This is a genomic window from Lawsonella sp. (assembly GCF_011525565.1).
In the GTDB taxonomy this organism is placed as follows: domain Bacteria; phylum Actinomycetota; class Actinomycetes; order Mycobacteriales; family Mycobacteriaceae; genus Lawsonella; species Lawsonella clevelandensis_A.
Genome location: NZ_WVRS01000016.1, coordinates 1 through 21967, shown reverse-complemented (window position 1 = coordinate 21967; position 21967 = coordinate 1). Strand labels below are relative to the sequence as shown.

The window sequence follows — 21967 nt, the reverse complement described above, 5'->3', positions numbered from 1 at the left end:
TACAGATAATGGTGGGGCCTATAAATTCACATTTAGCGCTCTAACAGTCATAATGTGAATGTGACTAGTCAAGATTCTGCGCACAATGCGACTCCTGATGATCTTCTCGATACTTCTGCAGTTATCGCTGCGACAGTACACAATGCCGTCGAAGATGCAGTAGCAGAAACTATCGATGCACCCATGGAGAAACGGCACAAAACCGATGACCCATCGACGCTGGCAGAGCGTACCACTACTGTTATTCGTCTTGGTTCCTTGTTGCTGGCATCAGGTACAGGTGGATATCGAGTCAAACGGGCTATGCAGCGTGCCGCTTTCGCACTAGGCATCGATCGTTTTGATGCCTCTGTGACTCTCACAAATGTTACCGTCACGGCGTATGGCAAGGATGACTGCCGTACTCTCGTCAGTGAAGCGCCTGCCATTGGCGTTAATGCTTCTCGTATTGAAGCACTCGAAAGAATCTCCCGCGATATCTCTCACGGTATTACCAATGCTGATCTCAATGATCGTATTGATCATGTTGTCAAAGGTGGTAAGCCGCTCTACGGAGTGTGGGCCAATGGTCTAGCTTCCGGTTTTGCTTGCGCAGCATTCGCGGTTCTCAATAAATTCCCGCCTGAAGCACTTCTTTTTGTTCTCATCGGGGCAACTCTCGGCCAGATGACACGCCGTCATCTAAGCGGTCGTGGCTGGAACCAAATGGGTGTAGCGGCTCTCTCCGCAACCGTTGCTTCACTCATTTACCTTGTGTGTGTATCCATCACCGCGAAATTAGTACCAGGTTTTATCTATAACTCTGCCAATGCTGGTTTTGCACCAGTGAGTGCTGGTTTTGTGGCGTCGGTATTATTCCTTATTCCTGGCTTCCCCATGTTCACCAGCCTTTTAGATTTGGCGAAGCTCGATTTTAGCGCCGGTATTCAGCGGTTTACCTATGTTGTTTCTCTTTTAGCTGCTGCTACTGGTGCAGTGTGGATCGTTACACTGGCCACTGGTCTACAGCCTCTTCCACAAATTGGTAATCCTTATGTCGTGAGGTTCGGCGCCGAATGGTGGCCACTTTATGTATGGGTTGCGTCTTTCGTCGGTATCTCCGGATTCGCTGTACTCTTCAACTGTTCCCACCGAATGGTTCTTCTCTCTGCTGCCACCGGTGCAACCGGAAACCTTATTAAGTTCATTCTTATTGATCGCAGCATTGTGGGGCTTGATCTTCCCCTACAGTTCGGAGCTTTCATTGGTGCTCTCTTCATTGGTCTTGTTGCTTCTGTTATTGCACCACCTATGCGTCTTCCCCGCATTACGCTTTCCGTACCAAGCTCCGTCATTATGATCCCCGGTACATCAATGTACCGATTCATTTACTTCCTCAATACTGGTGATATTGGCCTGGCATCCCGTAACCTCATGGATGCATCACTCGTTGTTGTTGGTATTGGTGCAGGTCTCGCTATTGCCCGTATGCTCACCGATCCAGAATGGCTGTATGACCGTCGCCATCCGCAGTTCCACCGCGGTAACCTTATAGGCCGTACGCAGCGGGCCATATTGGGTATGCGAGCTGCTCATAGAGCTGCCAAGAAGGCTATCCATACGGCTGCTCGCCACGATGCTCACAAGATTAAAGAAGAGCAGACCGGCCCAACTCAGCACGCTATATCCCGATTCCGAGACTAGCGGTGCCCTGGCGGGGTGGGTTTAGCAAACCATATATGACATATATAGCGTTGGGGAGGTACCACTGTGGTACCTCCCCAACGCTATACTCATCTCCATTATGTGTTTCTAGAGTTATGCACTGTACGTTGACAGTTATGTAAAAACGGTTACGACATCAACAAGAATTTATACTGATGTGGCAGCGTCTCTATATGCCGCGGAAACGTGGACGGCGTCCTTCTGCGAAAGCTCGACGAGCTTCTTTAAGATCCTCACTTATCCATGCCGTCTTTGCGGCAGCAGCTTGTATTGGAGTTGGTTGCTGCTGTGCTGAATCATTGTTAAAGACCAACTTGAGATGGTGCAAGGTAAGCGGCGCGTATGTAGCAATCTCTTGTGCCCACGCTAAAGCATCATCAACAGTACCAATTTTGTTGACTAATCCATGTGAAGCAGATTCTTGGGCATGGAATGGGTCGCCAGTGTAGAGAATAGTGCGGGCAAAGCCTCCACCTACTAAAGATTCAAGGCGTCGGACTGTCCAATTGTCCAGTGCAAAACCCATCTTCGCAACGGGAAGAGCGAAATATGCTTCTGCATCAGCGACACGAAGATCACACGCCATTGCTAGCTGTGCACCAGCTCCGATAGCTGCACCATTCACATAAGCGACAATGATGAGCTTCGATCGTTCAATGGTGCGTAGCATTGCAACGTTTTGGTTAGCGAATCCGGAGGAAAAAACACCGCCGGTTAAATCTGCACCAGCACAAAATACTTCCCCCGTACCTGTAATGACGAGACTGCGGCAGCCCTCATGTTCTACTCTCTCTACAGCTAACTGAATGCCTCGGCTTAGATCCGCATTCAGTGCATTACGGCGTTCAGGGCTGCGAAGAGTCATTTTAGCTATGCGCGCATTGCTAAAAATCTCAACTAGGATGGGACGATTTTCAACGTCAGGATTGATGACTTCACCGTCAATACGAAACTCAACTGTAGTGTCCACGCGTGAGATACCTCTCTTCGTCCTTAACCTTTTACTACCGCCGATACTGACCAGACAGGAAAGGATCACAGTGCACGCTGTGCATATTGTGCGTACTGTGCATAGCGTCCTTGTCCTTCAGTCTACAGATCACTATTGAACTCGTCTGGGTCCTTGCTCATTCTTCCGTCAAATCTATCGAGACTAGTTATTGACGCTAGCTCTTCATCTGTCAGCCAGAAATCAAAAATAGTGAAATTCTCCTGCATATAGCTTCGATGCATAGCCTTAGGAATAACTAAATTACCCATTTGTATATGCCACCGAAGCACAATCTGAGCCGGAGACTTGCCATATTTCTCAGCAAGTGACGCAATTGGTGCAGCATCGAGAGCCGCACCTCGTGCCAAAGGACTCCAAGCTTGCGTACGTATACCTAAAGAACTATTCCATTCGCGCATATCTGACTGGGAAAAACCAGGATGGAGTTCAATCTGGTTAAGTACTGGGCTAACTCCAGTTTCTGAGATAATGCGTTCAAGAGTGCTCTTTGTAAAGTTGGAAACACCTATACTGCGAAGCTCATCTGTGTCCCGCAGCGTTATCATCTCTTCCCACGTCTCTAAATATTTATCGACCTTTGGCTGTGGCCAATGAATGAGATAAAGATCAATGTAATCCAGGCCTAATCGCTCGAGGGAAGCATGAAAAGCAGCAGTTGTCTTATCTTTTCCTTGTTCGGTATTCCATAGTTTAGTAGTGACGTAGATTTCGTTACGAGGAATACCGGAATCCCGAATAGCTCGCCCTACGCCTTCTTCATTGCCGTAAAACGCGGCAGTATCAATCAACCGGTAACCTACTTCCAGAGCCTCAGAAACAACGTGGTAGGCGTCCTCTGAAGGAACTTTATAGGTACCAAACCCCAATTGTGGAATCAAAGTTTGATCGTTGAGTATAACTTCGGGAATCTGGGCAAACTGACTAGAAGACATATCTAAATTCTAGTCTTCTGCACTAATTGTTTTGGGAAAGAATCTGTTTTCGTACTTGTGTTTTGTGATACAGCCTCCTGCTGCTCACGCTAGCTGCGAAAGCGTAATCTTTCTTCTCACTGGTAGAGTGAAACATGGTTATGTCCCACTTATCGTCTTGTCCAGAGACATCATGAAAATTCAATATCACTATCATGATCAGTGCGTAGCCAAGCCAATAACGAGTATCGATCTGTCTCTCTTTTTCTGTAGGAAAACCTTAGTGGTGAGAGAGAAAGAGGCAGAGAAAAATTTCTTCTTCGCATAGAAAGGCGCTATATGGCTTTCGCTTGTGTCAATCGCAAAGGTCTTACTTTGCTAACAAGCACGGCTCTCCTTCTAGGGTTTCTCACTTCTCCCCTTCCCACAGTTGCTCATGCTGCGGAAAAACCAGGCGACACCTTAATATGGGCACCCTGTCCTAAGGATGCTGCTAAACGCTCATCACGATGGAATATGCAGTGTTCTACGTTCAAAGTTCCCTTGGACTATAAAAATCCCACGGGGAAAAAAATCACCATCATGATGTCGCGAATTAAGGCGACAGGACGCGCCCGCGGGGTTATTTTGAACAACCCGGGTGGCCCCGGAGGATCCGGACTTAATCTGTGGTCTTGGATGCTCCGTACTGGCTCTGCTATTCCCCTTCACCACAATTTTGACCTTATTGCTGTACAGCCGCGGGGACTTGAACACGCTACTCCGCTACGACACTGCGTTAACCCCGACATAGCTGATAACAACAAAAATACTAAAGACAAAGATCTCGGGACTATCACAAAAACTATTAACGATATTACTGATCGTAGCCATAATCTTCGTAAGAAAATTACTTCTAAAACCTCTGACGTTGCGTCAAAGGAATACCAAAAGTGCGTAAAGGATTATAAAGAGTTATTTGAACATGTCACGACTGAGAACACTGCTCGTGACTTTGATATGGCTCGTCAATATCTTGGCCAGCACACAATTAATTTCTATGGTGCTTCCTACGGAACCTGGCTCGGTGCGGTGTACGCTACGCTATTCCCCGAGCATATTGATCGCCTAGTTCTTGATTCAGCTGTTGACCCCACCGGAATCTGGATGGATAACTTCGGCAGCCAAGGTGACATGCAACGACGCCGCATGTACGAGATGTTCGATTTCTTTGCCGCCCGCGATAATCTTTATCATCTCGGTGATACTCCCCTCAAGGTGTATACCAAGTGGTACCGCATTATTGGACGGGAGATGCAAGGCCCCACTACCCCTCGAATCGGTGCCCCACCTGCACAAATCGGAGACGTCCCACCGCAATTTAAACGCAATATTCAGCTTTACCTCACTGGATATAACCTAGCCCGGCCTCTAGTAGACCGCATCGAACGTGCACTCCACGCATGGGAAGCGCCCAATGAAAAAAATGAGCACAATCTTTGGGAGATTACAGGTCTTGCCTTTACAAGCCGCACGTATTGGTCACAAGTTGCTGCCTATATGCAAAACCCGCAGCCTAAGCCTCTAACAAAGGAGGAAAAGGAAGAAAAATCCGTCTCTGATAATGTTTTTAGAGCAGTAACATGTAATGAAAATGCGACGGTGCCAAAACCACTTAATCTTCCTGCTACTGGTATTGCCTATTTTATGGGTGCGGATATTTTTACATTGAAAAATCTCATTGCATCATCGGGCATCATGTGTCTTGGTACTAGACCAAACACTAAACCAATAAACGTCACAGGGGCTTTCCTTAAAAACCGCCCCGTAGTGCTGCAATCTATCTATGATACGCAAACACCCTACGCAGGTGGACAAAAAATGGCTCACGCTATGAACGCTTATTTCGTTAAAGCTGACGGCGGAGATCACGGTGTGTACGTGTACGATAATCCTGAGGCGTGGGAGCTAGTCAATAATTACTATCTCAGAAAGCCTATTGTTACGCGTACGAAACTGCCTTATGCCAGGGTAGATGAGCATTAGTGTAAACGAACACTAACGGTGAATGACGTTCTATAAAGAAGAGGGGGTGAGAGGAACCTTTGTTTCTCTCACCCCCTCTTTAGTACCTTCACTACAAGATGGAGTTCATTCTAGTGATACTGCTGATTATTATGCGGTCTTCTTGTGGCAGTCGCAGGTGCATTCTGGGCCGCATTCATTTTTCCCGCAACGTCCTTCTGCACAGCATGTGCATGAGTCAGTGCAGGTACATTCTGGGCCACAAACTTTACAATTAGCCATGTCTATGTCCTTCACTCGTCTGTAGCAACACATTATTACGTGCGCATACAATAATGATATATCTCTACGGAACTAAGCGAAACACTTTGCCGAAATTTCTCCGTATAACAAATAGACCTCACTCACCCCATGCTATCCCCCAAAGAACTCTGTCCATTAAGTAGTTCAGTACTCTCCGCGGACCTTTTTACGCTGGTAGAATGGAGTCAACTGATATTATTCGTCATCCTCGCCGAGTCGTTACACATCTTCACTGATTTTTAGATCTGTCAGTGGCTGGACAGAGATTTTCTTTCTTTAGAAAGGTGCGCTGCATGTTTGCTCCGCGCACAAACCACAAAAGTCTCACACTGTTAACAAGTACAGTTCTCGCTTTAGGACTTTGCGTCTCGCCTTCTACAACAACCGTTTACGCTGCCGAAAAACCAGGCGATTCTCTCCACTGGACTACATGTCCTGCTGATATCACCACAAATACTCCGCCAATGAGCATGCAGTGTACCACCTTCAAAGTTCCTCTAGATTACGGCAAACCTGACGATAAAAAGATCACCATCATGATGTCGCGAATTAAAGCGACTGAACATTCCCGCGGAGTTATCCTTATCAACCCTGGCGGGCCTGGACAATCTGCTCTTAATCTCTGGACTTGGCTGATTCACAATGGTTCCTCCACTCCCCTCCACCGCAATTTCGATCTTATTGCTGTACAACCTCGAGGACTAGAACACGCTACCCCACTACTGCTACAAGATTCTGCGACTACCTCCAAGACAATGTCTCATGCGGGTATAAAAGAACAGAAAGACTACAAAGAGCTATTTGCGCACATTACAACTGAAAACACTGCTCGTGATTTTGATATGGCGCGCCAATATCTCGGCCAGCAAAAGATCAATTTCTACGGTGCTTCTTACGGCACCTGGCTTGGCGCCGTATACGCCACACTATTCCCCCAACACACCGACCGTCTTGTCCTCGACTCAGCCGTCGACCCCACCGGAATTTGGTTAGATAACCTCAGCGGACATGGGAATCTACAGCGACGCCGTATGTACGAAATGTTCGATTTCCTAGCCGCCCACGATGATCTCTATCATCTGGGCGATACACCCCTCAAGGTGTACACCAGGTGGTACCGCATCATCGAACAAGAACTACACGGTCCCGCTGCTCCCCGAATAAGCGCACCACCTGCACAAATCGGAGACGTCCCACCTGAATTTAAACACAATATTCAGCTCTACCTCACCGGCCACAACCTCGCTCGACCAATCGTCGACCGCATCGAACGCGCCATCCACGCATGGGAAATCCCCACTGCGGAATACTCCCATAATCTTTGGGAGATAACGGGTACTGCGCTTACAAGCCGATCATATTGGCCACAAGTAGCCGTCTACATGCAAAACCCGAATCCCCAACCTCTCACAGACGACGAAAAGGTAGAGAACCTCATATCTTCCAACGTTTTTAAAGCCATAGTATGCAATGAAAATACGACTAAGCCTGCGCCACTAAATTTTCTTATAGGAAGTGCTGCTTATTTTGCAGGTGCAGATGCGTTCACCTTACAAGATCTCGTCATGTCATCTGGCATAACGTGTCTTGGTATCACGCCATCCACTAAGCCTGTAAAAGTGGTGGGGACTTTCCTTAAAAACCGCCCTGTGGTGTTGCAATCTATTTACGACACGCAAACACCCTATGCCGGTGGCCGAAAAATGGCTCAAGAAATGAACGCATACTTCATCAAAACTGAAGGCGGAGACCATATTATCTATGCATATGATAATCCCGAAGCTCGGAAATTAGTTAATAACTATTATCTCAAAGAGCCTATCGTTACACGCACCAGTTTGCCCTATACCGCAGTAAACCTGCAGTAGCTGTCTTATTGACGGTCTTCCAATGGTACGTAGGCGCGTTCCGTCTCGCCTTTGTATACCTGACGAGGGCGCCCAATCTTGCTGTGCGGGTTGCTGTTTTGTTCACGCCACTGGGCAATCCAGCCTGGCAAACGTCCAAAAACAAAGAGTGGTGTAAACATTTGCGTGGGAAATCCCATAGCACGGTAGATCAGCCCAGTGTAGAAATCTACGTTTGGGTAGAGGCGGCGTTCAACGAAGTAATCGTCAGCGAGGGCTTTATCCTCAAGAGCAAGAGCAATATCGAGCAGCTCATCACCACCTAATACGTCAATGACGCGGTGCGCATGCTTTTTCACGATGGCGGCACGTGGATCGTAATTCTTGTATACGCGGTGGCCAAAGCCCATCAAGCGTACACCGTCTTCTTTATTCTTAACCCGCTCCATATAGTCGTGAGCGTCCCCACCGGAATCGCGAATACCCTCCAACATCTCTAGCACTGCCTGGTTGGCACCACCGTGCAGAGGACCATAAAGAGCATCAATGCCCGCAGCAACCGAAACGAAGAGATTAGCTTTCGAAGAACCAACCATGCGAACTGTAGAAGTAGAACAGTTCTGTTCATGGTCAGCATGCAGGATAAGAAGCACTTCCATTGTATGGACAAGCTCTGGGTCAAGTTCATATTCCTGGGAGGGGGAACCAAACATCATGCGGAGGAAATTCTCCACGAGGGTGTATTCATGGCGCGGATACATTGGCGCCATGCCATGCAGATGACGGTAAATGTCCGCGGTCAGCATGGGCACCTGACCGAGAAGCACACGTGTAGCTTTCTCGACTTCTCCTGGATTATGCGGATCGAGACAATCCTGGTTGTAGCAGGATAGGAGATTGACGGCGGCTGCCATCGACGGCATAGGGTGACCCCACCGTGGGATAGCTTCATAGAATTTACGGAAATCCCAATCCAGCTCAGTGTTGTATTTGATGCTCATACGGAAATCTTCAAGTTCCGTAAAATTGGGCAGGTGGCCGTGGATAAGAAGATATGCCACTTCCATAAAAGTTGCTTTTTCGGCAAGCTCTTCAATGGGATAACCACGGTAACGCAGGATTCCCTTATCGCCGTCAATATATGTAATGCAGGATTCACAAGAACCTGTATTGACGTAGCCATTATCGAGGGTGATCGTTCCCGTCTCTTTGAGAAGGGCGCCTAGTTGGACGCCGTCATAACCTTCAGTAGCGTGCACAATAGGCAGATCAATATCGCCGTTAGGAAGAACCAACTTAGCCATATCGCTGGGGTTTTGCTCCTGATTCACACGCTTTCCTTTCGTTCTGCGGCTCGGGAGTATAGCTCCCACTGTTGAGAACACCTCTCATACAGCTATAGATCTAAGGATACCGCCTTGTTATTTAAATAATCTGCGATTCTCTTTTACTTACACATTCTCAGTGTTCTTAAGATCTTGATGACAGCTCTCCATGCAGACGCCATTGTGCAGACCATTCAGCCGAAGGTGCCAGGACAATAAGATCCTGACCAGTCACCATTGCATTGGGAGGGCATGTCATTGGCTCAACAGCTAACGCACGTCCCTCTCCCGTTTCTTTTCCAGGAAACATCACAGTTTTTTCACCGGTGGTAAAAATCTGCAACCACGTGAACTTCGTATCCGCATCCATCACTACGCTGATGCATCGACCATCTTCTACTTGTCCGGTCAAGCGCGCTAATTCACGCCAGCCATCTACAACTGGAGTTTCTTTCGACACTGTAAAAGGAGTATCGAACCATACGTCTTTCATGCTAGTGGTCTCATTGATCGCTGGGACTCCTTTGCCTACTGGGAAATGTTGTCCAGTAGGTAAAAGACGGTCATCGGTTACCCACCAATCATCTACATTCGCGTGGAAAACACACTGGTTCAATGCTGCATGACCAGCAGTAATATAAGGGTGCGCTCCGTATCCCCAGGGCATTGTGCTACCAGAATTGTTTTTCACTGATGTTGTTACGGTAAGTCCATCTGCCGATAGCGTATATCGAACATGCGCGGAGAATTCCCACGGCCAGCCCTGTGAAGACTTCTGCATGGACGGATCATAGTGAAAACCGAGTGTTACAGAACTTCCATCGTGGGCCTTTTCTACAACGTTCCACAGTTCATCTGTTGCTAGGCCATGGATAGCATTGCGCAGCGCTGGTTCATTCTTTTTTATGGCAACAGAAGTGTTTTCGAACAAAAACTGTCCATCGGCAATACGATTGGGCCAGGGAATAAGAGCTTGACCGCACGTAAAAGGAGACTCTTTTCCGTAAGATTCCGTCAGAGGAACGTCTGTATTATCGTCCAGAGTCCACTGGAGTCCTTGTAAAGCTGCACCCCGACGATCGATATATGCTCGGTAGTGTTTTGTTTCCAAAGCTATTGTGCGTCCAGAAGCCAAGTGCTCATCACGTTCTGACAAAATCTTATTGTTGAAAGAGTTGGTCATCAGTCTTCTTCTTAGTAAATCGCGCTGATACGAAGGCCAAGACACGGAAGAATTCATTCATGAGAATTCACTGTCTCGGCTCATTCATAAGAATATCTATTTTTAGGAATCTATGAACGCGATCTGAGAATAATAAATAACGCCTCGCTGAGTTGCACTAAGCACTAGCGTTGATAGTTCCATTCCTCACTTTATGACGGCTACAATCGAGATAGTTTCTCTTGGAAGTCCTGCATACTGCTATGCCAAGACAATCCTCTCTATGAAATCACAAAGGACAATAATGAGCGACGCTACGATCACTATTCCCGCTGATCTTCTCCCCACCGATGGGCGCTTTGGCTGCGGACCATCAAAGGTTCGCAAAACGCAACTCGACTCAATAATCGATGCAGGTACTTCCATCATGGGTACCAGTCATCGCCAGCCAGCTGTGAAAAATGTTGTGAAGCGTATCCAAGAAGGGCTTCTCGACCTCTTCCAAGCCCCCGAAGGCTATGAAGTGCTCCTCGGTATTGGTGGTGCTACTGCTTTTTGGGACGCTGCTACATTCGGTCTTATCCGGGAACGTTCACTCCACCTCACATGCGGAGAGTTCTCTTCTAAATTCGCTACCGCTGCGAAAAAAGCCCCTTGGTTGAAAGACCCTGTGGTTGTTTCATCCGAGCCTGGCTCCGCCCCTACCCCTGTCGCCGATGAAAGCTGCGACCTCATTGGTTGGGCACATAATGAAACCTCAACTGGCGTTATGCTCGGGGTGGAACGCCCGAAGGGGTCCGAGAACGCCCTCATCGCTATTGATGCTACGTCCGGTTCCGGCGGACTCCCCGTTAACATTGCCGACGCTGACTGCTACTATTTCTCCCCGCAAAAGTGCTACGGCTCCGATGGTGGCCTGTGGCTAGCACTCATGAGCCCTGCTGCTACTGAGCGCATTGAAGAAATTTCTGCAAGTGGCCGCTTTATTCCGGGATTCCTTGATCTTAAAACTGCACTCAATAACTCCCGCAAGAATCAGACATATAACACTCCTGCGGTAGCTACTCTCCTCATGCTGGCTAACCAGATTGAGTGGATGAATAGTAATGGCGGTCTCGACTTTACTGTGGGTCGTACAACTGATTCTTCTACTCGCCTCTACGAATGGGCAGAGAAGAGCGAGTTTGCTCATCCGTTCGTTACCGATCCTGCGCTACGTTCGCTCGTTGTTGGCACTATCGACTTCAATGATGATGTTGATGCCGCCGCTGTTGCGAAAACACTGCGAGCTAACGGCGTACTAGACACTGAGCCTTACCGCAAGCTAGGACGTAACCAGCTCCGCATTGGTATGTTCCCGGCTATCGATCCCGAAGATGTCAGCCAACTCACCCGATGCATTGACTACGTCGTTGAGCATCTCTAGGACTCATAATTTCGGTAAATAAATACCAATAGGTTCATAAAAACCGTGGAAGGGCTGACAAATGCTGTCCCTCCACGGTTTTTATGCTGTTCCTCCCCAATAACACTGGTCTCTTCCGCTAAAGTTGTTGTAAAGAACTCATACCTAACCAGTGGAGGTGTTATCTATGCGAGAGCTACACGTAGCTGGTTATAACGCAAACGAAAATAAAATCATCCTACGCGACTCCACTAACGACGATGAGTTCTCCATTGTCGCTGATGAACAATTACGGGCTGCCGCTCGTGGTGACGTTCCCGGCATGTGCCAAGTTACGGTAGAGAAATCTAATACCATGCGACCGTCGGAGATCCAGGAGCTTATTCGCGCTGGCGCGTCAACTGATGAATTAGCCGATAAAGCAGGTATGCAAAGATCTCGGCTTGAGAATTTAGCTCGCCCAATCCTCATGGAACGCGCCAACATGGTGCGCCGAGCCCAAGAATCTCATCCTGTTTTAGCCGATGGCCCCTCCGACATTACTTTAGCCATGGCTATTCATACAGCCTTAAGCGCACGCGGTATCGATTATCACGATGGCAGTTGGGATTCCTGGAAAACTGCTGACGGCCACTGGATTATTGAGTTACGGTGGGAAGAAAGACACGCCGATAACACTGCACACTGGCGTTTCCAACAGGATCGTTCCTATGCCGTCACTAGTCCTATCGATGAAACCGCTAGCGAGCTAACGGATCCCGATTTTTCTCCCCATCGACTTAGCACTGTTGCACCTATCTCTAATCTTGGGGTAGCCCGACTGCGAAATTCGCAAACATCTCAAGAAGATAGACAAAAATTAGCAGTCGCTGCACAACGTGATGCTGCTGGTATACCGGACAGTTCACGTCCAGAAAGCGTACAGAAGCGAACACCCGGATACGTGAAATCCGTAACTATAGATATGGAGGATTTCACTACTCCCACTACGCCGCAGCCAGTTCGTTCTTTTGACGGCTCTGCGGATACTGATACCTCTGACAGCATAATGTCAGAGCGTACGACGCCTGCCGACGCACCTACTGAGCAGCTCACTCTGGACAATATTCGACAGTTTTCTGAGCGTAAAAACGAGTCCGCTACTCACTCTGAAAACCGTTCTGAAAAGCAGCCTCCTATAAAGCCTCTTCCTCTTTCACGTGCTGCCACTAGAAAAGATACTGCTAAAAAGGATGATGACTCTCATCATTCCTCTCATAAGAAGCAGAAACACCCCACTATGCCTTCTTGGGAAGATGTTCTACTAGGCGTTAGAGGTCAACAAAATGACAACTGATTCTGCGGAGCGAGCTGTTGTAACAATCTGGTTTGTTTCAGCTCCCAATGCTCACGCTGTCCTTGCTTCCAATCCGCAACCGGATACTGAGTACGGTTTACAGTTAGTTGCTGGTCTCTTCCCTACCCGTCCTGTTACCCCTCTTGGAATTTTTCCTTTAACACGCTCTGCACCAGCTGGACATACTGAAGTGTATGTGGGTGTTTATCCAGGAGTGACAGTTCTACAAACTGCAGCTATTCCACTAACAAGCATGCTTGATCTTGTCCCCGAGTGGATACAACCTGACGCCGCAGACAATATATACGCATTTGCACAGGGGCCATCTGGCGCTTTCGCAGGTTTTGCACATTGGCATCACGGTAAATTAGAACGTGCTTTCACCGCGACAACCTGCGAAATTCTGGAGGATAAAGGGCTACCGCTTAAAGTCGAGACCCCTTACTGGAGTGGTGAATGCCCTCCACCCAGCAGTACTCAACTCGACTCTACTTGTGCAATTCCCTTGCCGTTCCTCCCTGGGGATATACTGCTCACCCTTTATACGACATGGTTAGGTTTTGAACCTCGCGCTCACGATCTCACCATTCTCGTTAATGGTTTTGCTATTGATGGACGTCCAGAAGCCCGTCCCGTCGAAAGAATTTCTTCTGGGGATGCACTTACAGCCAATTCTCCGGAGATAGGAGAAGGAACTTCTCCCGATGAATTGATTGCGGCTGAGCTAGAAGAGGCTACAGGTGCCGTCACTGACGACATCGATGGTTCTGTTGACACTAATAGCGACAATGCCACCAGCGTTGACGCTCACATAGACGCAAATTCGCTAGGCGATACACACCACAAAGAGAGTTGTTGGACTCGTTTTAAGCGTTGGTGTACTGGAAAGTCGACAACTACCCACGCATCCGCAGACAGTGACGGCAATGCTAGCGACAGCAACGATGGCAGCATACTTCATGAAGAAAGTACCGAGGGTACCAAGGAAGACTAGCACCTAACGTTAGTTCCGTATCCGCTCGTAGAAGGCTACGGCCGCTGATGTTGCGACGTTAAGAGAATCTACTCCTAACTGCATTGGTATTTGTACTCGTGCGTCTGCCAAGCGCATCGTTTTTCGCCGTAGTCCGGGGCCTTCAGCACCAACGAGAAATGCGACTTTATCTCCATCTGCTGCATTGGATAAGAACTGTGCGTCATGTGCTGGAGTGAGTGCGAGGATGCGATATCCCGCTGCATGTAGTTGTTCAAACGTCTGTTCTTGCCAATCATTTGGCCCACCTTCGCACACAGCAAAGGGCACTCGTAAGACATGGCCCATGGAGACGCGTACTGACCGTCGATATAACGGATCTGCACAACCAGCTCCAATAAGGACTCCCCCAACATTCAGTGCAGCTGCATTACGAAAAATGCTACCAATATTAGCATGGTCATTCAGCCCTTCTAAGGCAACGAGCGTACGGGGTTCGTGTGACAGTACATCACTAACGGAACGTGGGGTAGGGCGTGGCGCTAATGCAAAGATATGACGATTAAAGTGGAATCCCACGCACTCTGAAATAACATCAGCTGATGCCTTATAAAAAACAGTATTGTTGGCAATCCTCGCATAATCTGGCATAGCGATGAGCCTATCTAGGCCAACATCTGTCCCTAAGAACTGAGTGGGAGGGCAGTATGAATCCAGCATGCGATCGATAACAAATGATCCCTCGCCGATGACTACCCCATCTGGCCCTTCATGGTCTCTCCGCTTCTCTGCGTGGTTGAGATCACGAAAACCAGCAATACGTGGATCAGAGGGGTTATCAACAGGAACGATTTTTACCATACTTGTCTGCTCTCTTGTCTATTCTCCCCGGAAGACTGATGTTTTAATACTTCACTGTTCCTAGACGAAGATACAAACCGAATCGTTTTCGGTACTGTTAGAAGGAAGAACGATTCAAGAGGTATCACGAGAATAATGAAGAAGCGTACCATTCAAGCGTTACCAGCTAAGCTCATTGATCCACGTCCTGTGCTGCTATCAGGTATTGGGGCATGGATAGTGTGTTTAATGACGCTGCTTATTGTGGGTGTAAAAACCACTGCTATGTGGACAGCTGTTTGGGGTATCGCTATCGGTCTGGGTATTTACGTGCTTTTCCTCTATCAAAGAAGGGCGTTGCGTCGCGGCGACAGTACCGCGCAAACGTCACTTCCTGATGTTGGACGCTATGGTGATGCGGCAGCAGACTATGTCACCATAGAAGTGCCTCATGCACAGGATGACAACTGCTCATTGCAGTGATCTACTGTTGTTCTTCTTTATCAGTCTCTTGATTAGCGGCTACAGTAACTACGTCAAATTCTGCATCGTCAAAGTACATGGCAGCGGGTTGAACTGCAGAAAAATCTTCTCTAATGCTTGAGTGAGCACCACAACCGTAATGCGCATGAACAACATGGCCATCTGCGGACAGCTTATTAGTGCACACTCCAAAACTGGCTTTTAGTGCGCCTGCTAGTGGTGCATAAAAACCACAGGATTCACAGTGTGCCGGTGCTCTTTTCGCACGGTTACTCTGCGGCCCGTATTCACTTTTTTCCCATCGGGTTGCTGCTTCGTCTCTTCCTTCAGGACTCAGTACTCTCTCACGCCCGTAGCCTATGGGCATGGCAGCGTCATCGAGTTCCGCATCCCCGGAGTCCATGTAACCGGGGACAAGTCGCGGATCATTATCGGCAACAGGAAGAATATCGTTATCGGAAAGATCACCAGGCTGTAAACGCTCTTCCCACGGAATCCAGGGTGGTGCAAGGAGTGCTTTATCACCAGGTATTAAGGCTAATTCGTTAAGGGTAGGATGCTCAGTGTCTCCAGAAAGAACAACATGCCATTCCCATCCTCGGTAGCCTCGTATATCCGCAGAAAAGCGGTAGGTAATGGAATGAGGATCTTCTCTCAATACTCCTAATAATTCACCGGCATTCCCCGCATTGAGGTCAGCAATAGCATGACGGGCTATTTTCTCAGCTTCTGGAGTTACTAGTGAATCTGTCTTCTCCGAAGTATCAATCTTTGCGATATCGTCACTCACAGTTTTATTGTGTCACTCTTTCAAGATTGTTCTACACGTTCTGTATCAGTAATAGATCTCAACAGCTTCATGTGCGAGACGACGGGCCTGGGATATTGGTTAGCGATCAAGCTCTCGGGCAACGGCGCGAACGATTTCAGAAATATGCTGTGCGGTTTTTCGATCCGGGTAACGACCTTTACGAAGTTCTGGTTGCACTGTAGATTCCATCAGCGTAATCATGTCTTCAATCATGCCGTGAAGTTCGTCTGGGGTATGACGGTGTGCTGTCTGGCGGCGTTGTTTACGCTGGTTTGCGGAAACTGACGGCGCCGGTGCGAGGATTTCTAAACGCAGTGCTTGCGGACCGCGACGTCCCGCCGCAATGTCCATATCTACACGCTGTCCTGGTTTTAATTCAGTAACATCATCAGGAAGAACAGAAGCACGAACATATACGTCTTCACCCTCATCCTGGGTAATGAAGCCAAACCCCTTCTCCGGGTCATACCACTTCACTTTGCCATGAGGCATAATCCGTGCATCTCCTTCCTTTATGTGCACACGGTTATATGTTTGTTTTATTGCAGTCTATACAGTGTACCGATTCTGCATCACGTATATGAAAGTGATAGCAAAGATATCTTTTACCACTATATGTTACTAATTTTCTCACATTATAAGATTTAAAAATATTTTCTGAATCGTTTCAATAATACTTTTACCAGGTATTTCTCTAAAAATTTCAGCATTTAACACTGTAAAGACGGTCTACTTTTTATTTCATTTATATGACGATTCGGGTACAAAACTGTATTCTTTTACCCATAGTTCTGTTAACTACTCCAATAGCCAGGATGTATGTCCCATCCCCTGCCTATTGAGAGCGCTGCCCCCTGAACAGCGAACAAGGATGGGAACAGGCACCACGCGATACATAGTATTAATCGCACTTCTCTCCGCATTTCAGCAAGAAGAGTGCCTGGCGCATTTGTTTGGAAAAGGAACCTAATGGGTGCACATTCTGCACAAGGACGCCACTCTGGAACTGCTATTTTTAAAAAAGCTTTCTCCTCAATTGCACTATCTGGTGCTACCGCCCTTGCCGTGGGTGTCATCTCTTCTCCGCTCGTTTCCGCCGCCCCCTATTCTGATTGGGATCGTCTTGCTCAATGCGAGTCAGGAGGAAATTGGCACATTAATACTGGTAATGGCTATTACGGTGGCTTGCAATTTAGCCAAAGTACCTGGTCCGCTAATGGTGGCACCAAATACGCTCCACGTGCCGACTTAGCTAGCCGTGAACAACAAATTGCTATCGCCGAACGTGTGCTGGCAGCTCAGGGCTGGGGTGCCTGGCCAGCATGCTCTTCTTCACTTGGATTGAGTAGTGGCCCTACTCCCCGAAATCCTGAGTCTCCGGCAGATATTGCTCGTAAAAAACGCATTGCCGAACAGAAACGCCGTGCAGCGCAACTTCGCCGCGAAGCACAACGACGTGAAGCGCAACGCCGCGAACGTGAGAATAACTTCATCCACTACAAGACCGTAGAAAATGCGGGCATGATGGTGGAAACTGCTTCCAATCTTGGTCTCCCTATCAACCAAGATAAAGCCAACAAAGCTATCGATAAAGTGGATAAAGGCATTACTAATAAAGTAATTAAGCCTATCCGCAAGATCAGTAAAGAGTCTGATAACGCGGTAGTAAAGAAAATCGATCCTGCCTACACCAAGGTCAATCATTCTGCTGCCAAAATTGTAGAAGGCGATGGCGGAATCGAAGATAAACTGCACGATCCGTCTACTAAACTCAACGCTGCTACTAATGGTGCCACTCCTGTTATCGGATCCAGCGCCGATAACTCTCGTACAGTTTCGAAGAGTTCTTCCGCTGTATCCAAAACCGGTAGCAATAACAGTAAGAGCAATAAGACCGGAAAGAATAGCAAGAGCAGTAACGGCAGCAAGAATAACAAGAGCACCAAGAATGCTCAGAACACCAAGAAAACAAAAACTGGTAGTGCTTCCTCCACAGCCACAAAGGACAAGCAGAACAATAAAGCACCTCTAAAAGATTCTCTTGCGTCAAAAATGCACAGGAAAGATAAGAAGAATAATATTCTTCCTATTCTCCCCCTCTCTGCACTCCATCGTTAAAAACAAACAGTGTTGTGGCCAGCTAGTCAAAGAAGCTAGCTGGCCACAATGTTTATAGACAGTTCGTGTATAGCGTTATACGCAGCGTTATACATGGCACTAACACGGTCGTGGAGAGAAACCCGAGGGGGTCTCTTTGTATTGCGTTAGCGGTAAGCTGGAAGGATGGATTTGAGTACGCATACCAGTTGGGATACATGGTTAAGTTCTCTCTCTACAGAAAGCCTTGCGACGCTTCTTAGCCTACGTCCCGATGTTGCTGTGCCGCCGCCCACTAGTCTGGTTGTACTCTCCACCCGGCTAACGCAGCAGCGCTCCTACCGCCGCGCGTTAGGCAATCTTAACCGTCCACAGCTTTATACCCTCAACGTACTTACCTGCAGCACAACCGAGTTATCAGTAACGTCTCTTAAAAAGGGCAGTCTCCTCTCTTTCCTCTCCACCACAGAAATAGAGGAAATTCTCTCTACCCTAGTGAATTATGCACTTCTCTACCCGACCAGTAATGACGCTTATCTGCCTGCACCAGGTCTTGCAGAAGTTCTCCCACACCTGCCACTCGATTTAGCAGATAATCCGCCTCTAAGAGATTGTGCAGCACTCCGCACCGATATTGCGCGCTTACCGGATAATCAACGGCATGTCCTAGAGACTCTGGCAGAATCTGGCCGTCGTGGCACCACTACTGCCTTGCGTGAAGCTGGGCCAGACCATCCTCTCTACCAACTTTTATCGAAGGATCTCCTCCGCCGTGACGGTACTTCGGAGGACACAGTTCTTCTTCCCGAAGATATCTATTGTGCCTTGCATCATTCCGTAGCTTCAGCGGTGAGTAATCCACTTAACTGTCCGCAGCCGCAGAGCGTTAATACCGTTCTTACTCGTACAGCGCATAATACTGCGGAAGAGCCAGCAACGGGTATCGATAACTATGCATTTTTTCTTCATACCGTGCGTGAGCTCATCGACACCATCGATACACAGCCTCTACACGCTCTTGCCGATGGTGGCATAGGGCAACGCGAACTCCGCAGACTCACAAATACTACAAATCTTCCCACCGCACAGATTGTGGTGGGTGTAGAAGCTCTTGCAGCGCTTAGCATTATCGAAGAAGACCTTGCTGAAGAGGGTAACTGGATCACCACTGCCAATGCCGATACATTCCTTGCCAGCACCCCCGCAGAACAATGGGAACTTCTCCTCCGCACCTGGTGGTACAGTTCTCGTCCTTGGTCGGGTACTCCGCATGAACGTGCCATTGTCCTCAACCCAGAGGCAGGAGACGGACATCTTCGACTACTCCGTCACCAGATCCTCGAGAATCTCGCTATCTGGCCTGCAGATATTCTCACCGCTAGCGAAGCTGACGTTGCTGCACTCACCCACTGGTGCGAACCTCTCATTCCAGCGCTAGCGGGGGGTGCTGCTTTCGAGGACACTATACATACCGCTGAGATACTTGGCATTCTGCACTCGTGCACGCTTACGCAGGTGGGACGTGCGCTCCTTACTGGAGATGTCTCCACTGCTATCGGCTCTGCTATTCCCGCTGAAACAACATCTATCCTGATTCAGGATGACCACACTATCGTGGTACCAGGGTTTCTTTCCCCCCAGCACACAGACATTATGCGGCGTATCGCCACAGTTGAATCCCCGGGGATGGCGACGGTCTACCGTATCAGTGAGGAAAGCATTCGACACGCACTAGACACTGGGTTAACGGCTACTGACATTCACAACTTTTTGCACGACCTCTCCCATATTGAGGTTCCGCAATCATTGAGCTACCTCATTGATGACGCTGCCCGCCGACATGGTGCGCTACGCGTAGCCCCCGCTTTATCCGTTGTTCACTCGGATGATCCCGCACTTATCCGTAGTGTATTGGCATCACCTGCATTACAGAACTGCGGTTTACGCCTCATCGCCCCCACAGTTGCTATTGCGGATGTTACTCCGCGTGAACTTCATTCAGCGTTACAAGATACAGGGCTTAGTCCTATTCTGGAGGACAGTCACGGTTGCGTCCTCTCTCTTCGCCAGCATCGTCCACGACCAACTCTAGATAACTGCTACGCCAGTCTAGTACCTGCGGATACTCCCCTAACGTCCCTCGCACAAGAATCACAACTATCACCTACCCATGCAGAGGAAATCGCTAGCCAACTACACGCTGCCACGGAAAATAGCCGTCATAGCGGTCCAGTCATGACGGGGGATACTATCATTCCGCTTCTCCATGACGCTATTAACAAACATCAGGAAGTTATCTTGGGCTTCATCAAAGGTACCGGCGTCAAAGCACAGATACGTTTACTGCCACGCAGAATGTCCGAAGGCATGTTGGATGCCGTCGATGTCGCTACACACCAGCCTTATCGTTTTGCTCTGCACAAGATTCGTTCTGCCAGCATTATTTCTAACGACTCATAGTAATTTCATCGCCATATTTAGCCGAGGAGTTTCCACATGACTGATGGTCCACTCATTGTTCAGTCTGACAACACTATGCTGCTTGAAGTCGATCATCCACAAGCCGACGAGGTCAGACGAGCGATAGCGCCTTTCGCAGAATTGGAACGTGCCCCCGAGCATATCCACACGTATCGGATTACCCCCTTGGCCCTCTGGAATGCGCGTGCAGCCGGCCACGATGCTGAACAAGTAGTGGACACACTAGTACGCTATTCTCGTTACCCTGTCCCTCAGCAACTTCTTATTGCTATTGCAGAAACGATGGAACGCTATGGCCGTCTCCACCTTGTTAATGACCCTGCACACGGTTTAGTACTTGTCTCTACCGACCCAGCGGTACTTGCAGAAGTCATCCGTCACAAGAAAATAAAACCCTTACTAGGGCAGTCAGTGGGTCCAGACACGATCACGGTACACCCCTCTGAACGCGGCCATCTCAAACAGGAGCTCATCAAAATAGGCTGGCCCGCAGAAGACTTAGCAGGCTATGTCGATGGCGAGGCACACCCCATTGCACGCAGCCAGGAACACATCACCTGGGAACCTCGCGACTACCAAAAGTGGGCGGCAGAAACAGCCTGGGCCGGTGGTTCTGGCGTAGTAGTACTTCCCTGCGGTGCCGGTAAAACTATCGTCGGTATTGAAACCATGGTGCGCGCCCAGAAGACAACTCTTATTCTTGTCAACTCCACTGTGGCTGGCCGTCAATGGAAGCGTGAACTACTACAACGCACCACACTTACTGAAGATGAGATTGGCGAATACTCCGGGGAGCATAAAGAAATTCGTCCTATCACCATCGCCACCTACCAGGTGGTTACCCGTAAAACAAAGGGTGTCTATCGGGCAATGGAGTTGTTCGATTCCCGCGATTGGGGACTCATCATCTATGACGAAGTCCACCTACTTCCCGCCCCTGTCTTCCGTCTGACAGCCGATCTACAGTCCCGCCGCCGCTTAGGCCTCACCGCCACATTAGTGCGTGAAGACGGCCGTGAGAATGATGTTTTTACCCTCATCGGGCCGAAACGCTTCGACATGCCGTGGAAAGACCTGGAATCCCAAGGGTGGATTGCCACAGCTGAATGCACCGAAGTGCGCGTAGCACTCACCGAGGAAGAACGTATGACGTACGCGACTTCGGAGCGTGAAGAAATGTATAAGCGCTGCGCCACAGCCGTATCCAAAGACAACGTTGTTGCGGAACTCATCTCCCACCACCATAACGAACCTACTCTTGTCATTGGCGCCT

16 protein-coding genes and 1 pseudogene are annotated in these 21967 nt (G+C 48.6%); 10 read left to right on the top strand and 7 right to left on the bottom strand.

The annotated features are described in order from the left end of the window. The first annotated feature begins 60 nt into the window (after positions 1-60). Complete coding sequence (locus QZV76_RS06960; protein ID WP_290599274.1) at positions 61-1683, top strand: threonine/serine exporter ThrE family protein; 1623 nt, start codon at positions 61-63, stop codon at positions 1681-1683. Between the two features lie 190 nt (positions 1684-1873). Here the strand turns inward: QZV76_RS06960 and QZV76_RS06955 are convergent, their stop codons facing one another. Together QZV76_RS06955 and QZV76_RS06950 are read right to left on the bottom strand one after the other, a co-directional pair. Next, complete coding sequence (locus QZV76_RS06955) at positions 1874-2674, bottom strand: enoyl-CoA hydratase (protein ID WP_290599273.1); 801 nt, start codon at positions 2672-2674, stop codon at positions 1874-1876. A gap of 122 nt (positions 2675-2796) precedes the next feature. After that, the gene (locus tag QZV76_RS06950) at positions 2797-3648 is read right to left on the bottom strand and encodes an aldo/keto reductase (protein WP_290599272.1); all 852 of its coding nucleotides are present in this window, start codon (positions 3646-3648) and stop codon (positions 2797-2799) included. 318 nt (positions 3649-3966) lie between these two features. Between QZV76_RS06950 and QZV76_RS06945 the strand changes: the two genes are divergently transcribed. After that, a complete protein-coding gene (locus QZV76_RS06945) occupies positions 3967-5652 on the top strand; it encodes an alpha/beta fold hydrolase (protein WP_290599271.1) in 1686 nt (561 codons plus the stop codon). A 746-nt stretch (positions 5653-6398) separates the two neighbouring features. Continuing rightward, a complete protein-coding gene (locus tag QZV76_RS06940) occupies positions 6399-7802 on the top strand; it encodes an alpha/beta fold hydrolase (protein WP_290599270.1) in 1404 nt (467 codons plus the stop codon). A gap of 5 nt (positions 7803-7807) precedes the next feature. On the opposite strand, the gene QZV76_RS06935 is transcribed toward QZV76_RS06940, so the two are convergent. Both QZV76_RS06935 and QZV76_RS06930 read right to left on the bottom strand, forming a co-directional pair. Further along, a complete protein-coding gene (locus tag QZV76_RS06935) occupies positions 7808-9085 on the bottom strand; it encodes a citrate synthase (protein ID WP_290599275.1) in 1278 nt (425 codons plus the stop codon). A gap of 166 nt (positions 9086-9251) precedes the next feature. Next, positions 9252-10289 carry a hypothetical protein gene (locus tag QZV76_RS06930; RefSeq protein ID WP_290599269.1) on the bottom strand — a complete coding sequence of 346 codons (1038 nt, stop codon included), beginning with the start codon at positions 10287-10289 and terminating at the stop codon, positions 9252-9254. Positions 10290-10572: 283 nt separating this feature from the next. On the opposite strand from QZV76_RS06930, the gene serC reads away from it, so the two are divergent. The 3 genes from serC to QZV76_RS06915 all read left to right on the top strand — a co-directional run bounded on the left by serC (position 10573) and on the right by QZV76_RS06915 (position 14003). Further along, positions 10573-11694, top strand: a complete 1122-nt coding sequence (gene serC, locus QZV76_RS06925) for a phosphoserine transaminase (protein ID WP_290599268.1) — start codon at positions 10573-10575, stop codon at positions 11692-11694. 166 nt (positions 11695-11860) lie between these two features. Then, positions 11861-13009: a septation protein SepH gene (sepH, locus tag QZV76_RS06920; RefSeq protein WP_290599267.1), complete on the top strand. Its 1149-nt coding sequence runs from the start codon at positions 11861-11863 to the stop codon at positions 13007-13009. Beyond that, the gene (locus QZV76_RS06915) at positions 12999-14003 is read left to right on the top strand and encodes a hypothetical protein (protein ID WP_290599265.1); all 1005 of its coding nucleotides are present in this window, start codon (positions 12999-13001) and stop codon (positions 14001-14003) included. The genes sepH and QZV76_RS06915 overlap by 11 nt, the downstream gene beginning before the upstream one ends. Positions 14004-14012: 9 nt before the next feature. On the opposite strand, the gene QZV76_RS06910 is transcribed toward QZV76_RS06915, so the two are convergent. Next, positions 14013-14843 carry an RNA methyltransferase gene (locus tag QZV76_RS06910; RefSeq protein WP_290599263.1) on the bottom strand — a complete coding sequence of 277 codons (831 nt, stop codon included), beginning with the start codon at positions 14841-14843 and terminating at the stop codon, positions 14013-14015. Between the two features lie 135 nt (positions 14844-14978). Between QZV76_RS06910 and QZV76_RS06905 the strand changes: the two genes are divergently transcribed. After that, on the top strand, positions 14979-15305 hold the full coding sequence (locus QZV76_RS06905) for a DUF2530 domain-containing protein (RefSeq protein WP_290599261.1): 327 nt from the start codon (positions 14979-14981) through the stop codon (positions 15303-15305). Position 15306: 1 nt separating this feature from the next. Here the strand turns inward: QZV76_RS06905 and QZV76_RS06900 are convergent, their stop codons facing one another. Continuing rightward, complete coding sequence (locus QZV76_RS06900; RefSeq protein WP_290599260.1) at positions 15307-16095, bottom strand: DUF3027 domain-containing protein; 789 nt, start codon at positions 16093-16095, stop codon at positions 15307-15309. Positions 16096-16194: 99 nt separating this feature from the next. Further along, positions 16195-16608 (bottom strand): cold-shock protein, encoded by a 414-nt coding sequence (locus tag QZV76_RS06895; protein WP_290599259.1) that lies wholly within the window; start codon positions 16606-16608, stop codon positions 16195-16197. A gap of 477 nt (positions 16609-17085) precedes the next feature. Between QZV76_RS06895 and QZV76_RS06890 the strand changes: the two are divergent. From QZV76_RS06890 to QZV76_RS06880, 3 genes and pseudogenes are all read left to right on the top strand, one after another. Further along, positions 17086-17484 (top strand): annotated as a pseudogene (locus QZV76_RS06890) (transglycosylase family protein); the annotation flags it as partial. A gap of 921 nt (positions 17485-18405) precedes the next feature. Then, positions 18406-20673, top strand: coding sequence for a helicase-associated domain-containing protein (locus QZV76_RS06885; protein ID WP_290599258.1), 2268 nt, complete (start codon positions 18406-18408; stop codon positions 20671-20673). A gap of 36 nt (positions 20674-20709) precedes the next feature. Next, a partial coding sequence (locus QZV76_RS06880; RefSeq protein ID WP_290599256.1) for a DNA repair helicase XPB occupies positions 20710-21967 on the top strand: 1258 nt, incomplete at its 3' end.

Bases quoted from the DNA above. Each gene is read 5' to 3' on its own strand.
- QZV76_RS06950 (WP_290599272.1), bottom strand. From the start codon at position 3,648: ATGTCTTCTAGTCAGTTTGCCCAGATTCCCGAAGTTATACTCAACGAT.
- QZV76_RS06945 (WP_290599271.1), top strand. From the start codon at position 3,967: ATGGCTTTCGCTTGTGTCAATCGCAAAGGTCTTACTTTGCTAACAAGC.
- QZV76_RS06940 (WP_290599270.1), top strand. From the start codon at position 6,399: ATGAGCATGCAGTGTACCACCTTCAAAGTTCCTCTAGATTACGGCAAA.
- QZV76_RS06935 (WP_290599275.1), bottom strand. From the start codon at position 9,085: ATGGCTAAGTTGGTTCTTCCTAACGGCGATATTGATCTGCCTATTGTG.
- QZV76_RS06930 (WP_290599269.1), bottom strand. From the start codon at position 10,289: ATGACCAACTCTTTCAACAATAAGATTTTGTCAGAACGTGATGAGCAC.
- serC (WP_290599268.1), top strand. From the start codon at position 10,573: ATGAGCGACGCTACGATCACTATTCCCGCTGATCTTCTCCCCACCGAT.
- sepH (WP_290599267.1), top strand. From the start codon at position 11,861: ATGCGAGAGCTACACGTAGCTGGTTATAACGCAAACGAAAATAAAATC.
- QZV76_RS06915 (WP_290599265.1), top strand. From the start codon at position 12,999: ATGACAACTGATTCTGCGGAGCGAGCTGTTGTAACAATCTGGTTTGTT.
- QZV76_RS06910 (WP_290599263.1), bottom strand. From the start codon at position 14,843: ATGGTAAAAATCGTTCCTGTTGATAACCCCTCTGATCCACGTATTGCT.
- QZV76_RS06905 (WP_290599261.1), top strand. From the start codon at position 14,979: ATGAAGAAGCGTACCATTCAAGCGTTACCAGCTAAGCTCATTGATCCA.
- QZV76_RS06895 (WP_290599259.1), bottom strand. From the start codon at position 16,608: ATGCCTCATGGCAAAGTGAAGTGGTATGACCCGGAGAAGGGGTTTGGC.